14 protein-coding genes are annotated in these 14,882 nt (G+C 55.9%); 7 read left to right on the top strand and 7 right to left on the bottom strand.

Going from position 1 to position 14,882, the window contains the following annotated elements; genetic code table 11:
• Window positions 1-35: 35 nt before the first annotated feature.
• Window positions 36-2,027 carry a transketolase gene (gene tkt / locus NR795_RS13425; RefSeq protein WP_222888808.1) on the bottom strand — a complete coding sequence of 664 codons (1,992 nt, stop codon included), beginning with the start codon at window positions 2,025-2,027 and terminating at the stop codon, window positions 36-38.
• Window positions 2,028-2,306: 279 nt separating this feature from the next.
• Here tkt and NR795_RS13430 point away from each other — a divergent pair, with 279 nt between their 5' ends.
• Window positions 2,307-3,065 (top strand): M48 family metallopeptidase, encoded by a 759-nt coding sequence (locus tag NR795_RS13430; RefSeq protein ID WP_144816137.1) that lies wholly within the window; start codon window positions 2,307-2,309, stop codon window positions 3,063-3,065.
• A gap of 47 nt (window positions 3,066-3,112) precedes the next feature.
• Here the strand turns inward: NR795_RS13430 and speB are convergent, their stop codons facing one another.
• The 5 genes from speB to yqgB all read right to left on the bottom strand — a co-directional run bounded on the left by speB (window position 3,113) and on the right by yqgB (window position 7,377).
• Entirely contained in the window at window positions 3,113-4,033 is a 921-nt protein-coding gene (gene speB / locus NR795_RS13435; RefSeq protein ID WP_257758504.1) for an agmatinase, read from the bottom strand.
• 176 nt (window positions 4,034-4,209) lie between these two features.
• Window positions 4,210-4,689, bottom strand: a complete 480-nt coding sequence (locus NR795_RS13440) for a type II toxin-antitoxin system YhaV family toxin (protein ID WP_144816139.1) — start codon at window positions 4,687-4,689, stop codon at window positions 4,210-4,212.
• An 8-nt stretch (window positions 4,690-4,697) separates the two neighbouring features.
• Window positions 4,698-5,042, bottom strand: a complete 345-nt coding sequence (locus tag NR795_RS13445) for a type II toxin-antitoxin system PrlF family antitoxin (RefSeq protein ID WP_144816141.1) — start codon at window positions 5,040-5,042, stop codon at window positions 4,698-4,700.
• Between the two features lie 218 nt (window positions 5,043-5,260).
• Complete coding sequence (speA, locus tag NR795_RS13450) at window positions 5,261-7,237, bottom strand: biosynthetic arginine decarboxylase (protein WP_144816143.1); 1,977 nt, start codon at window positions 7,235-7,237, stop codon at window positions 5,261-5,263.
• An 8-nt stretch (window positions 7,238-7,245) separates the two neighbouring features.
• A complete protein-coding gene (yqgB, locus tag NR795_RS13455; RefSeq protein ID WP_144816825.1) occupies window positions 7,246-7,377 on the bottom strand; it encodes an acid stress response protein YqgB in 132 nt (43 codons plus the stop codon).
• A gap of 606 nt (window positions 7,378-7,983) precedes the next feature.
• On the opposite strand from yqgB, the gene metK reads away from it, so the two are divergent.
• Together metK and galP are read left to right on the top strand one after the other, a co-directional pair.
• Window positions 7,984-9,138 carry a methionine adenosyltransferase gene (metK, locus tag NR795_RS13460; RefSeq protein ID WP_144816145.1) on the top strand — a complete coding sequence of 385 codons (1,155 nt, stop codon included), beginning with the start codon at window positions 7,984-7,986 and terminating at the stop codon, window positions 9,136-9,138.
• Between the two features lie 343 nt (window positions 9,139-9,481).
• The gene (gene galP, locus NR795_RS13465) at window positions 9,482-10,876 is read left to right on the top strand and encodes a galactose/proton symporter (protein WP_144816147.1); all 1,395 of its coding nucleotides are present in this window, start codon (window positions 9,482-9,484) and stop codon (window positions 10,874-10,876) included.
• Window positions 10,877-10,930: 54 nt separating this feature from the next.
• Here the strand turns inward: galP and hiuH are convergent, their stop codons facing one another.
• Window positions 10,931-11,341 carry a hydroxyisourate hydrolase gene (gene hiuH / locus NR795_RS13470; protein WP_257758505.1) on the bottom strand — a complete coding sequence of 137 codons (411 nt, stop codon included), beginning with the start codon at window positions 11,339-11,341 and terminating at the stop codon, window positions 10,931-10,933.
• A gap of 133 nt (window positions 11,342-11,474) precedes the next feature.
• Here hiuH and hprR point away from each other — a divergent pair, with 133 nt between their 5' ends.
• From hprR to endA, 4 genes are all read left to right on the top strand, one after another.
• Window positions 11,475-12,155 carry a response regulator transcription factor HprR gene (gene hprR, locus NR795_RS13475; RefSeq protein ID WP_257758506.1) on the top strand — a complete coding sequence of 227 codons (681 nt, stop codon included), beginning with the start codon at window positions 11,475-11,477 and terminating at the stop codon, window positions 12,153-12,155.
• Between the two features lie 7 nt (window positions 12,156-12,162).
• Window positions 12,163-13,500, top strand: coding sequence for a heavy metal sensor histidine kinase (locus NR795_RS13480; protein WP_308219182.1), 1,338 nt, complete (start codon window positions 12,163-12,165; stop codon window positions 13,498-13,500).
• A 50-nt stretch (window positions 13,501-13,550) separates the two neighbouring features.
• Window positions 13,551-14,060: a SprT family zinc-dependent metalloprotease gene (locus NR795_RS13485; RefSeq protein WP_238081503.1), complete on the top strand. Its 510-nt coding sequence runs from the start codon at window positions 13,551-13,553 to the stop codon at window positions 14,058-14,060.
• An 86-nt stretch (window positions 14,061-14,146) separates the two neighbouring features.
• Window positions 14,147-14,845 carry a deoxyribonuclease I gene (gene endA, locus NR795_RS13490; RefSeq protein ID WP_144816155.1) on the top strand — a complete coding sequence of 233 codons (699 nt, stop codon included), beginning with the start codon at window positions 14,147-14,149 and terminating at the stop codon, window positions 14,843-14,845.
• Window positions 14,846-14,882 lie beyond the last annotated feature (37 nt).

The raw sequence follows: 14,882 nt of genomic DNA on the forward strand, positions 1-14,882 counted from the left end.
GCCCGCTAAGCACAGCGCCAGCGGGCATTAGCGGATTACAGCAGCGCTTTCGCCTTCGCCACCACGTTTTCCACGGTGAAGCCGAACTCTTCGAACAGCTGCTCTGCCGGAGCAGATTCACCGAAGGTGGTCATCCCGACGATAGCGCCGTTCAGGCCGGTGTACTTGAACCAGAAGTCGGCGATACCCGCTTCGATGGCAACACGGGCAGAAACGGCTTTCGGCAATACGGATTCACGGTACGCCGCATCCTGCTTGTCGAACGCGTCGGTAGACGGCATGGAGACCACGCGCGCCTTCACGCCTTCTGCAGTCAGCTGCTCCCATGCGGCAACAGCCAGCTCAACTTCCGAACCGGTAGCGATGAAAATCAGCTGTGGCTGACCGTCGCTGTCCTTCAGCACGTAGCCGCCGCGGGCGATGTCGGCCAGCTGCTGCTCGGTACGCTCCTGCTGGGCCAGGTTCTGACGAGAGAGGATCAGCGCGGTCGGGCCGTCGTGACGCTCTACGCCGTACTTCCACGCCACTGCAGATTCAACCTGGTCGCATGGACGCCATGTGCTCATGTTCGGCGTCAGACGCAGGGAAGCCACCTGCTCTACCGGCTGGTGGGTCGGGCCATCTTCGCCCAGACCGATGGAGTCGTGGGTATAGACCAGCACCTGACGCTGCTTCATCAGCGCAGCCATACGCACCGCGTTACGGGCATATTCCACAAACATCAGGAAGGTGGAGGTGTACGGCACGAAACCGCCGTGCAGGGCGATACCGTTGGCAATGGCGGTCATGCCGAACTCGCGCACGCCATAGTGGATGTAGTTTCCTGCCGCATCTTCGTTGATGGCTTTAGAGCCAGACCAGATGGTCAGGTTAGACGGTGCCAGGTCAGCGGAGCCGCCGAGGAATTCCGGCAGCAGCGGGCCAAAGGCTTCGATGGCGTTCTGAGACGCTTTACGGCTGGCAATTTTGGACGGGTTAGCCTGCAGCTTAGCGATGAACGCATCTGCTTTCGCGCTGAAGTCAGCCGGCATGTCGCCTTTCATGCGGCGAGTAAACTCGGCGGCTTCCTGCGGGAAGGCGTTGGCATAGGCGGCGAACTTCTCGTTCCACGCGTTCTCTTTCGCGGTGCCCACTTCTTTCGCATCCCACTGAGCGTAGATGTCAGACGGAATAACAAACGGCTCGTGTTTCCAGCCCAGCTGCTCGCGGGTCAGAACGATCTCCGCGTCGCCCAGCGGTGCGCCGTGGGAGTCATGGGTGCCCGCTTTGTTCGGGGAGCCGAAGCCGATAACGGTTTTGCACATCAGCAGGGACGGCTTGTCGGTAACGGACTGGGCTTCTTCAACGGCGCGTTTGATCGCGTCGGCATCGTGGCCGTCTACGCCGCGCACTACGTGCCAGCCGTAAGCCTCAAAGCGTGCTGCGGTATCGTCGGTGAACCAGCCTTCAACGTGGCCGTCGATAGAGATGCCGTTGTCGTCATAGAACGCCACCAGCTTGCCGAGCTTCAGGGTACCGGCCAGGGAGCACACTTCGTGAGAAATGCCTTCCATCATGCAGCCGTCGCCCATGAATGCGTAGGTGAAGTGGTCAACGATATCGTGACCAGGACGGTTGAACTGCGCTGCCAGCGTTTTCTCGGCAATTGCCATGCCTACGGCGTTGGCGATGCCCTGGCCCAGCGGACCGGTGGTGGTTTCAACGCCAGCGGTGTAGCCCACTTCCGGGTGGCCTGGGGTTTTTGAGTGCAGCTGGCGGAAATTCTTCAGCTCTTCAATGGGCAGGTCATAGCCGGAGAGGTGCAGCAGGCTGTAAATCAGCATGGAGCCGTGGCCGTTGGAGAGCACAAAACGGTCGCGGTTGGCCCAGGCCGGGTTGGCCGGGTTGTGGTTCAGGAAATCACGCCACAGGACTTCGGCGATGTCTGCCATACCCATCGGGGCACCCGGGTGACCGGATTTGGCTTTCTGTACCGCGTCCATGCTCAGCGCACGAATAGCATTGGCAAGCTCTTTACGTGAGGACATTTTGACTCCAGATCGGACTGTTAAAGGCCATGCCCGTAGCGACTTGACTACAGCGCAATATGGGCTACGCCGGAAAAAAGTGCCAACAATGTAACCCAAGCGGCTAGCCATGTACATGGACCATCCTTTTGCCACTTCAGAAATCTCTGGAAGCCGCTCGCAGGTTGCGCAAACACTCGCCCACGGCTTGCTATTTTCTTTATACTCACAGAAGGTTCCCGCCTCCCTGCGTCGGGAAGACCATTAAAATTATCAATATATTGATGCGGAAGATAACCAATGAAAATTCGGCAAGCATTGCTCGCTCTGGGTGTGGCAGCGGCATTAACCGGCTGTCAGAACATGGATTCAAACGGTTTATTAAGCTCGGGCGCTGAGGCATTCCAGGCCTATTCACTTTCGGATGCACAGGTAAAAGCGCTGAGCGACGAATCCTGTAAAGAGCTGGACAGCAAAGCAACGCTTGCGCCTGCCAACAGCCCCTATCGCCAGCGGCTGGCTAAGATTGCCTCTGCGCTGGGCGACAACATCAACGGCCAGGCGGTGAACTACAACGTCTATATCACCAAAGACGTTAACGCCTTTGCGATGGCCAACGGCTGTATCCGCGTCTACAGCGGACTGATGGATATGATGAATGACAACGAGGTCGAAGCGGTGATCGGCCACGAGATGGGCCACGTTGCGCTCGGTCACGTGAAGCGCGGTATGCAGGTTGCGTTGGGTACTAACGCCGTACGCGTTGCCGCCGCCTCGGCGGGTGGCGTGGTGGGTAGCCTCTCCCAGTCGCAGCTCGGCGATCTTGGCGAGAAGCTGGTGAACGCACAGTTCTCCCAGCGCCAGGAGGCAGAAGCGGATGACTACTCCTACGATCTGCTGCGCAAGCGCGGCATCAATCCGTCAGGCTTAGCCACCAGCTTCGAGAAGCTGGCCCAGCAGGAAGCGGGCCGTCAAAGCACAATGTTTGACGATCACCCGGCCTCCGAGGCCCGTGCACAGCACATTCGTGAACGTATGGCGGCAGACGGGATTAAGTAATTAACACCAGGTCGGGTAGTGGCTACGCCCTACCCGACCTGAATCACTTACGCTTCTTTCTTAGCAGCCTGGATGTAGAGCATCTCTAACGCCAGGGTCGCTGCGGCCAGGGCAGTAATATCCGACTGGTCGTACGCCGGGGCGACTTCCACCAGATCCATCCCCACGATATTCAGATCTTTCAGGCCGCGTACCAGCTTAATCGCGCGATCGGAGGTCAAGCCACCAATCACTGGCGTACCGGTACCCGGAGCAAAGGCCGGATCCAGACAGTCGATATCAAACGTCAGATAGACCGGCATGTCGCCGACGATCTGCTTCACCTGAGCGATGATGTCGTCAACGGAACGATCGTTAACCTGGCAAGCATCAAGCACGGTGAAACCGTTGTCTTTATCGAATTCGGTACGGATCCCGATCTGCACCGAGTGGTTTGGATCGATCAGGCCCTCTTTCGGCGCGGTATAGAACATGGTGCCGTGATCGAACTCGCAGCCGTTGGAGTAGGTGTCAGTGTGGGCATCGAAGTGCACCAGCGCCATCTTACCAAAGTGTTTTGCGTGGGCACGCAGCAGCGGCAGCGTGACAAAGTGGTCCCCGCCAAAGGAGAGCATGCGCTTGCCAGCCGCCAGCAGACGCTCGGCGTGGGTCTGCAGCTTCTCGCTCATCTCACGGGCATCACCGAAGGCGTAGACCAGGTCACCGCAGTCAACCACGTTCAGGCGCTCGCGCATGTCGAAGTCCCACGGGAAGCGGCAGTGCTCCCACGCCAGGTTGGTAGAAATCTGACGGATAGCGCCCGGGCCCTGACGGCTACCGGAGCGTCCGGACGTCGCCATATCAAACGGCACACCGGTAATAACCCAGTCAGCATCGCTGTCGTACGGCTGGAAGTTCAGCGGCAGGCGTAAAAAACCAAATGCGTTAGATACCAGAGAGTTATCGTATTGATGACCTAAGGTGCTCATGGCTATGACCTCTTTTTCGTCGATAAAAAAACCCCTCCGCGTCGTTAGCCCGACGAGGAAGGGTTTGAATGGGGGGAGTGCTTGTCTGACGCGGATTATCGCCGTTAATCTGTACGGGTTCAAGTAAGTCCAAAATAATCTGCCCACGACCCCTGCGTTTACATCCGTATCGACGATTATAGCCCACGCAGACGGGAAATGAGCGGCCCGGCCTCCGCAATCAGCCGATCCCAGTCGCTCGGTGGGTGGCCGCTGGATAACATTGCGCTGAATACCTTATACGCATCACGTTTGTGATCGTAGGCGCGTTTGGTAGATTCATCGTTTACCCACGCCAGAATAATGGTTCTATGCTGCTCACTGAATCGAAAAAACAACCGGTACTGGCCAAGAAACTTGGCACGAAACCAGTGTTTATTTTCTTCCCCCAGCGTCTCTCCTTGCCTGAACCTGGCATCCATTGGGTTGCCGCAGATTTCCAGTTTGATAACCTTCAAAATCGCGGCGAGCAATTTCGTGGCGGCTCTCTTTTGATAGTTATCCGGGTTCTTTTGCTTAAGCTCTTCTACCTGCGCCACCAGCGCTTCAAATTGTGAATCAAAGCAGGGGTGGGTATACAACTTCCAACCATTAATTTCGGTCGTCTTTCCGTTCATTTGTCCACTTACTCTTCATCGGTAAGCGGAGCGTCGAGGTCGATATCCATATCAGCAGTTAAAGACTCCGCGCGCGCCAGAAGTGAAGCGCGTAACGGTTTAATGCGGCCTGGATTTTCTTGCATATCGTTCTCAAGAAATCGCAGGAAAGAGCCTATTACCGGATCTTCATTTTCCGCAGAATTTTTGCGACACATAAGCACCTGACCATCGGGAAGCACGGCATATTCGATCTCTTCCCCAGGCTTTAACTTCATCGCGTCTCTAACTGAAGCAGGGATAGTCGTCTGGCTGCGGGCGGTGAGTTTCGAAGACGCACGCAGAGACACTCCGGCTTGAGTTAAAAGGTTCATTTGGGTTTGCTCCGCTCTAACGAGTCAAGTTTACATAGCTACTACAACAATAAAGGATAGCGAGCATTGACGGTTTCCCGTGTTGCAAAGCGTAGCTCATCGACAAAAGCAATGCAAGTGCATTGCAATGCATATGCATTACTAAAGATGAAAGCTAATCAGGAGTAGAAAAACAGGCAGGAGATGCCCGGCAGCAGAAGGCCACCGGGCGAACGAGATTACTCGTCTTCGAGATAGGTGTAGCCGTAAAGTCCCGCTTCAAACTCTTCGAGGAACTGCTGTTGCAGCGCATCGTCCAGCCCGGTCTGCTTCACCTGATCGCGGAAGTGGGTCAGCAGCGTGTTCGGATCGAGCTGCACGTACTCCAGCATATCCGCCACCGTATCCCCTTCGTCGGAGAGCTCCACCTCGACGCTGCCGTCCGGGAAGACAAATACGTCAACCGCTTCGGTATCGCCAAACAGGTTATGCATGTTGCCGAGGATCTCCTGGTATGCGCCCACCATAAAGAAGCCCAGCAGCGGCGGGTTGTCAGGATCGTACTCCGGCATCGGCATGGTGGTGGCGATCCCGTCCCCGTCTACGTAGTGATCGATAGCGCCATCGGAGTCGCAGGTGATGTCCAGCAGCACAGCACGACGCTCCGGGATCTGATCCAGCCCTTCCAACGGCATCACCGGGAAGAGCTGGTCGATACCCCATGCATCCGGCATCGACTGGAACAGCGAGAAGTTGACGTACATTTTGTCCGCCATCCGCTCCTGTAGCTCATCGATAATCGGACGGTGCGCGCGGTTGCTCGGATCCAGCTGCTTCTGCACCTCGTGGCACATGTTCAGATAGAGCTGCTCTGCCCAGGCGCGTTCTTGCAAACTGAATGCGCCAGAGGAGTAGCCGATATGAATATCGTGCAGATCCATCTGGCTGTCGTGCAGCCACTCGCGCAGCGAACGGCGGGTGCCCGGCTCGTGCATCTCCTGCCAGGTCTCCCACATGCTTTGCAGGGCACGTGGCGCATTCTCAGCAGGCGGCGTCGCTTCGGTATATTCGTTACGCTCTACGCCGATAATGTTCGACACCAGCACGGTATGGTGCGCGGTCACGGCGCGGCCGGACTCGGTGATCACCGTCGGATGCGGCAAGCCGTTCTCTTCGCAGGCGTCACCAATGGCCCAGATGATGTTATTCGCATACTCGTTCAGGCCGTAGTTGACCGAGCAGTCAGACTGGGAGCGGGTGCCCTCATAGTCCACGCCCAGGCCGCCACCCACGTCAAAGCACTCGATATTCACGCCCAGCTTGTGCAGCTCAACGTAGAAACGGGCCGATTCACGTACGCCGGTGGCGATATCGCGAATGTTCGCCATCTGCGAACCAAGGTGGAAGTGCAGAAGCTGAATGCTGTCGAGGCGTCCGCGCTCGCGGAGGATCTCCACCAGCTGTAGCACCTGCGTGGCCGCAAGGCCGAATTTGGATTTTTCGCCACCGGAGGACTGCCACTTGCCAGAGCCCTGGGACGCCAGACGCGCACGCACGCCGAGACGCGGCACCACGTTCAGACGCTCGGCCTCTTCCAGCACGATAGCCACTTCCGACATCTTCTCAATGACCAGATAGACCTTGTGGCCCATCTTCTCGCCGATCAGCGCCAGGCGAATGTATTCCCGGTCTTTATAGCCGTTACAGACGATAACGCTGCGGGTCATGCCGGCGTGCGCCAGGACCGCCATCAGCTCAGCCTTCGAACCGGCCTCCAGGCCCAGCGGCTCGCCGGAGTGGATCAGGGATTCAATGACGCGGCGATGCTGGTTAACCTTAATCGGATAGACCAGAAAGTAGTCGCCTTTGTAGCCGTAGGACTCACGGGCGCGCTTGAACGCGGCGTTAATTGAGCGCAGACGGTGCTGTAGGATCTGCGGGAAGCAGAACAGCGCAGGCAGGCGTTGCCCCTGGGCCTCGCGGGCTTTCACCAGCTGAGCGAGGTCAACGCGCGCGTCCGGTACGTCAGGATCCGGGCAGACGGTGATGTGGCCCAGCTCGTTGACGTCGTAGTAGTTATTGCCCCACCAGGCAATATTGTATGTGCGCAGCATTTTACTGGCTTCCTGGGAGCTCATCGCTACCTCCTGCATGGAACGTAGTACACCTTGTTCGCCCGCTGACGAAGGCGAAACTGAAGAGATGTCGTCAGACATAGCGAACCTCAAATTGTATTAGTAAGTGTAAAACAGTTGACTACTATCGCGTTCCGTAGAGGCGATAACAACCCATAAACAGCCCGGTTATCCAGCGTATTATGCTGAAGCGTGGACCGTGCGACCGGTTTCTTGTTCATATCATTGTAAAACACGTATCCGAACTCTGTATGACAAGGTTCGGCGAAACCACGAGAAAACTCCTGAATTAACAAGAGCGCCCTTGTTCAGGTGTCACCAGGCGTAACCGGCCCTGGAGTCCTGAGAAGCGCCGAAATGGGTATAACATCGGCAGGTTTGCAGAGTAGATTTGCGGGTAGCGGGAAATGCATGCACGCCAGAACGGCGCGGCAGATTTAGCGGCAAGCTAAGCAGTAAACTAAGCGATAAACAACGGTTCATTATTTGGTATCACCTCCACGCCAACCAGCTGGTTAGCGGCTGGTCAAGGCATACAAGCCGCGTGCGGCGTTTTATACCGATAACGGGGTGAAAAAGCAAAATAAAAAAGCCCCTTTTGCCGCGTGTGCAGAGAAAGTGACAGCATCGTTTTCACTCATAGTGCGATGAATATCAAAAAATGCTGGAAACGGGGTCAAGAAGTGACCTAAAATAGCCGTCCAGATGTTAATCCATCCATACCGATTAACCCTCAGACTTCCTGTGTCACTAACCTGCACGCCTCATAAAGGCCCATACAGGCACGGCGTCTGAGCTAACAAAATTTCCCCCAGGGTGAAGAGAACATGGCAAAACACCTTTTTACGTCCGAGTCCGTTTCCGAAGGGCATCCCGACAAAATTGCTGACCAGATTTCCGACGCGGTTCTGGATGCAATTCTTGAACAGGATCCAAAAGCACGCGTGGCGTGTGAAACCTACGTTAAAACCGGCATGGTTTTAGTCGGCGGTGAGATCACCACCAGCGCATGGGTTGATATCGAAGAGATCACCCGCAACACCGTGCGTGACATTGGCTATGTCCACTCGGATATGGGCTTTGACGCGAACTCCTGTGCGGTACTGAGCGCTATCGGTAAGCAGTCTCCGGATATCAACCAGGGCGTTGACCGTGCCGATCCGCTGGAGCAGGGTGCGGGCGACCAGGGCCTGATGTTTGGCTATGCCACTAACGAAACCGACGTGCTGATGCCAGCGCCGATCACCTACGCGCACCGTCTGGTGCAGCGCCAGGCTGAAGTGCGTAAAAACGGTACCCTGCCGTGGCTGCGCCCGGATGCGAAGAGCCAGGTCACCTTCCAGTACGATGACGGCAAGATCGTTGGCATCGACGCGGTGGTGCTCTCTACCCAGCACGCTGAAGATATCGACCAGAAATCGCTGCAGGAAGGCGTGATGGAAGAGATCATTAAGCCGATCCTGCCGGCAGAGTGGCTGAACACCTCAACCAAATTCTTTATCAACCCGACCGGCCGCTTTGTTATCGGCGGCCCGATGGGCGACTGCGGCCTGACCGGCCGTAAAATCATCGTGGATACCTACGGCGGCATGGCCCGTCACGGCGGCGGTGCATTCTCTGGTAAAGATCCGTCGAAGGTTGACCGCTCTGCGGCCTACGCGGCGCGCTACGTAGCGAAAAACATCGTTGCTGCTGGCCTGGCGGACCGCTGTGAAATTCAGGTCTCCTACGCCATCGGCGTGGCCGAGCCGACCTCTATCATGGTGGAAACCTTCGGCACCGAGAAGATCGCCTCTGAGCAGCTGACTCTGCTGGTACGCGAGTTCTTCGATCTGCGTCCGTATGGTCTGATCCAGATGCTGGACCTGCTGCACCCGATCTACAAAGAGACGGCCGCTTATGGTCACTTTGGTCGTGAACACTTCCCATGGGAAAAAACCGACAAAGCTGCCGTACTGCGTGAGGCCGCTGGCCTGAAATAAGCCAGACGCGCTCCCTCTCTCCCTCAGGCCAGCCTCGCGCTGGCCTTTTTTATACCGCTCTGTTGATAACGATTACACGCACTCATTACGGGTCCATTTGCCCATATCAGGCAAAATGCGCTTCGCAGCGTGTTTGTTACATTATATTTCGGTATAGTCTGACTCCCTTTACACAAGATTACGCTACTATTCATTAACTCTATGATTTGTCTTGTTACTTTCTGGTGACAATCTTTGAGCCTAGTGTAACCGATTACACTGGTGTGATTGAGTTCACATCTTTTTACGCAGCTCTAACCTAACCTTTATACCGTTAAAATTGATAACCCAACTGGAGGGCGATATGCCTGACAATAAAAAATCGGGGCGCTCAAACAAGGCAATGACCTTCTTTGTCTGTTTTCTCGCCGCGCTGGCTGGACTGCTTTTCGGCCTTGATATCGGCGTTATTGCGGGCGCGCTGCCCTTTATCGCTGACGAGTTCCAAATTAGTTCACATATGCAAGAGTGGGTAGTGAGCTCCATGATGTTTGGTGCCGCTGTCGGTGCCGTCGGTAGCGGCTGGCTCTCCTTCAAGCTGGGCCGTAAAAAGAGCCTGATGATTGGCGCGATCCTCTTTGTGCTCGGCTCGCTCTTCTCAGCGGCTGCACCCAACGTTGAAGTGCTGATCCTCTCCCGCGTACTGCTGGGTCTGGCGGTCGGCGTGGCTTCCTACACTGCTCCGCTCTATCTCTCTGAAATCGCCCCGGAGAAGATCCGCGGCAGTATGATTTCGATGTACCAGCTGATGATCACCATCGGTATCCTGGGTGCCTACCTCTCTGATACCGCCTTTAGCTACAGCGGCGCATGGCGCTGGATGCTCGGCGTGATCATTATTCCGGCCATTCTGCTGCTGATTGGCGTCTTCTTCCTGCCGGACAGCCCGCGCTGGTTTGCTGCCAAACGCCGCTTCCACGATGCCGAGCGCGTGCTGCTGCGCCTGCGTGATACCAGCGCTGAAGCCAGGCACGAGCTGGATGAGATCCGCGAAAGCTTAAAGGTAAAACAGAGCGGCTGGGCGCTGTTTAAAGAGAACAGCAACTTCCGCCGCGCAGTATTCCTTGGCGTGCTGTTGCAGGTGATGCAGCAGTTCACCGGGATGAACGTCATCATGTATTACGCGCCGAAGATCTTTGAGCTGGCGGGTTACACCAATACCACCGAGCAGATGTGGGGGACGGTTATCGTTGGCCTGACCAACGTGCTGGCGACCTTTATCGCTATCGGACTGGTGGACCGCTGGGGCCGTAAGCCGACGCTGGTGCTGGGCTTCCTGGTGATGGCTGCCGGTATGGGTATTCTGGGCACCATGATGCACATCGGTATTCACTCGCCTACGGCACAGTACTTTGCCGTCGCGATGCTGCTGATGTTTATCATTGGTTTCGCCATGAGCGCCGGTCCGCTGATCTGGGTACTGTGCTCTGAGATCCAGCCGCTGAAAGGGCGTGATTTCGGTATCACCTGCTCTACCGCGACCAACTGGATTGCCAACATGATCGTCGGCGCGACCTTCCTGACCATGCTTAATTCGCTGGGCAACGCCAACACCTTCTGGGTCTACGGTGGACTGAACGTACTGTTCATTATCCTGACCCTGTGGCTGGTACCTGAAACCAAGCACGTCTCGCTGGAACACATCGAGCGTAACTTGATGAAAGGACGTAAGCTGCGCGAGATTGGCGCAAGCAACTAACCTGATGAGCTTCCTCTCGCCTGAGAGGAAGCTTTTTTACCTCACCCGCCGTTATTAACTTCCCCGATACGTTGAGTAGCCATACGGGCTTAACAGCAACGGAACGTGGTAGTGCTCATCTGTTTTGCTGATGTGGAATTCAACCGGGATCTCCGGGAAAAAACTCTCCTGCTTTTTGCTGTCAAACCAGGGCTTGGTTTTAAACGTCACGCGGTAATCACCCGGTTTCGCTTCCTGCTCCGGCCACAGCGCTTTAATTCGACCATCTTTGTCGGTATAGCCGCTATTAAGCTTTTGCCACCCGTCGCTGTTTTTCTGCTCCAGTACCACCTCAACGTTAGAGGCAGGTTTACCGCTTTGCTCATCGAGAATGTGCACGCTCAGAATATTGCTGGCCGCTGCCATTGCAAGAGGGGATGCGGAAATAACAGCGAGCAGCGCTGCGCTCAGGATATACTTTTTCATGTGTTGCTCCAGTTCAAGTAGGTACCTGAAATGTATATGACCCGCGCGCGGTTAACCTGACACCAGGATTACATTTCCGTCATCTTTGATGATATTTTTACCCGCTGACGGCCGCTTATGACATAGTGAATCCATGAAGATTCTACTTATTGAAGATAATCAAAAAACCAGCGACTGGGTCAGTCAGGGACTGACCGAGGCGGGCTATGTCGTGGATACGGTAAGCGACGGCAGAGATGGGTTACGCCTCGCGCTGCATGAGCCCTATTCGCTGATTATTCTGGATATTATGCTGCCGGGCCTGGATGGCTGGCAGGTTCTTAAAGCGATAAGAACGGCGCATCAAACCCCGGTTATTTGCCTTACCGCGCGGGATGCGGTCGAGGACAGAGTCAAAGGGCTGGAGTTGGGAGCCAATGATTATCTGGTTAAACCCTTCTCCTTTGCTGAGCTGTTAGCCAGGGTGCGTGCCCAGCTGCGAAATAATCCCGTTGCCCATACGCATTTGAAATCAAACGGGCTGGAGATGGACTCCGTTAAGCAAAGCGTCTCCCGTGATGGAAAAACGATTGTCCTGACCCGCAAGGAGTTTCTCCTGCTATGGCTACTGGTCTCCAGAGCCGGCGAAATTATTCCCCGCGCGGTGATTGCCAGCGAGGTATGGGGAATTAATTTTGACAGTGAAACCAACACGGTTGATGTCGCGATTCGCCGCCTGCGAGCAAAAGTTGACGATCCTTTTGCGACTAAATTGATCAGCACCGTCAGAGGCATGGGCTATAGATTCGGGGCAGATGAAAACAGTGAAACCTGAGTTATCAATGACGTTACGCCTGACGTTGTCATTTGTGCTGGTGATGGCGTTAGCCTGCACCGGCGTAAGCTGGACGTTATATCGGGCGTTAAGCCACGAATTAACGTGGCGGGATGATATCACGCTGGTTAACCGCGCCGAGCAGATCAGGCAGCTGTTATTGGATGGTGCTAAAGCAGAAAATCTACCGCTCTATTTTAATCGGATGATGGATACCCGTCAGGATATTCTGCTCATCCACTCCCCCGACGCGCGGAGTATTTCCGTCAATCATACGGGCGTGGATCCGTCCCTGCTGGACGCCCTACCCTCGCTGAACAAGCCTGATTTAGCGACGATCGCCAGGCGTGATATCGCCGGCACGCAGCTTTCAGCGGTGCGGATCGCCGCGCTCAGCTATGATCAGCCCGTGACCATTACCGTCGCCAGGCTCGCGTCAGAGCGCCAATATATGCTTGAACAGTATCGCGATAACAGCATCATGATTTGCATCATCGCTATTCTGCTCTGCTCGGCATTAAGCCCGCTCTTGATCAGGAACGGTCTGAAAGCTATTCACGCGCTGAGCCGGTTAACGGCGAATATAGACAGTCGCGGACTTAGCCAGCCTCTGGATGAAAAAACCCTGCCCATTGAACTGAAACCCTTGGGTAGCGCGTTAAATATTATGCGTCAGAAGCTGGATGATGATTTTACCCGGCTCAATCAGTTTGCTGACGATCTGGCCCATGAATTACGTACGCCGGTCAATATTCTGCTTGGCCATAACCAGGTCGTCCTGAACAAAGAGCGCACCATAGATGAATACCAGCAGGCGCTGGCGAATAATATTGAAGAGCTGGAGGGGCTTTCCCGCTTAACTGAAAATATTCTTTTCCTCGCCCGCGCCGAGCATAATAATATCCTGCTCAAAAAAGAGGCGGTTTCGCCTGCTGAGGCGATAGGTAATCTGATCGATTTCCTGGAGTATGAGGCCGACGAAAAAAATATCACTTTCGTCACCGCATGCGAGGGCACGCTTCAGGCCGATCGGATCCTGCTCCAGCGCGTACTGTTAAACCTGCTCAGCAATGCGGTAAGGTACTCCCCGGAAAATGCGCTGATCCACATAAATACGTGGATGAAAAACGGCGAAACAGTTGTTGAAGTGATTAATCCAGGCGCCGAGCTGGAGGCGCCCGACAAGCTATTTAACCGCTTCTGGCGAGGCGATAACGCCCGGCACTCCTCCGGCTATGGGTTGGGGTTATCCATGGTGAAAGCGATTATGGAGTTGCACGGAGGCTCAGCAGACTACCGCTTTGCCGATGGAGAGCATATCTTCTCCCTGCGTTTTCCTGTCTGAGCAGCGGGTGCTGTTGCAGCCGCTTTTTTTAGCGATTATCCTCTGACGTTATGAAAACACCCCGCATCCCCATCGCCCTCCAGCAGGCTGTTATGCGCAGCCTGCGGGACAAGCTTGCCCAGGCCAACCGCTACCTTGAACGTCACTATCCGGAACCTACACTGGTCTATCAGCAGCGCGGCGCGGCGGCGGGTACGGCCTGGCTTGCCAGCTATGAAATTCGCCTGAATCCGGTGCTGCTGCTGGAGAACCAGCAGGCGTTTATTGACGAAGTTGTCCCGCACGAGCTGGCACACCTGCTGGTGTGGAAGCATTTTGGCCGCGTTGCGCCACACGGCAAAGAGTGGAAGTGGATGATGGAGAGCGTGCTCGGCGTCCCCGCCCGCCGCACCCATCAGTTTGAGCTGGCCTCGGTACAGCGTAATACGTGGCCCTACCGCTGCGCCTGCCAGCAGCATCAGCTGACCGTGCGCCGCCACAACCGCATCCTGCGCGGTGAAGCGGTCTACCGCTGCGTCCACTGCGGCGAGCCGCTGGTTGCCGAACCGGCCTCAGCCTGAACAAGCAAACGCTTTTGTGAACTGACTGATTGCATCTGAGAACCGCATTCGCTAGGGTGCGACGATCTTTTGTAATGGAGTTTGTCATGTCCCGCCCCTATCTTCTCACCCTTACCCTGCTGGCAGCGAGCCTCTCCCACTCTGCGCTGGCTGAGGGTATTCACAGTTTCGCCCAAGCCAAGGCGGCAGGCGTAAAAATCAACGCCGACGCGCCGGGGGACTTCTACTGCGGCTGCACCATTATCTGGCAAGGCAAGAAAGGCGTGGTCGATCTCGCCTCCTGCGGCTATAAGGTGCGTAAAAATGCCAACCGCGCCAGCCGTATTGAGTGGGAGCACGTCGTGCCCGCCTGGCAGTTCGGCCACCAGCGCCAGTGCTGGCAGGACGGCGGACGTAAAAACTGTGCGAAAGATCCGGTCTATCGCCAGATGGAGAGCGACATGCATAACCTGCAGCCCGCCGTCGGCGAGGTCAACGGCGATCGCGGCAACTTTATGTACAGCCAGTGGAACGGCGGCGAGGGACAGTACGGCCAGTGCGACATGAAGGTCGACTTCAAAGAGAAGCTGGCTGAACCGCCTGCTCGCGCTCGCGGGGCCATCGCCCGCATCTACTTCTATATGCGCGATCGCTATTCGCTGTCGCTCTCCCGCCAGCAAACGCAGCTGTTTGAGGCCTGGAACAAGATCTATCCCGTCACGCCCTGGGAGTGCGAGCGCGACAGGCGAATCAACAAGGTGCAGGGTAATGCGAATCCCTACGTGCAGCGCGCTTGTCAGGGGTGAAAGAGCTAACCTACACTAGCGGCATCTTGTTAACCGT

This window comes from Pseudescherichia sp. L3 (genome assembly GCF_024656065.1).
Taxonomy (GTDB): Bacteria; Pseudomonadota; Gammaproteobacteria; order Enterobacterales; family Enterobacteriaceae; genus Pseudescherichia.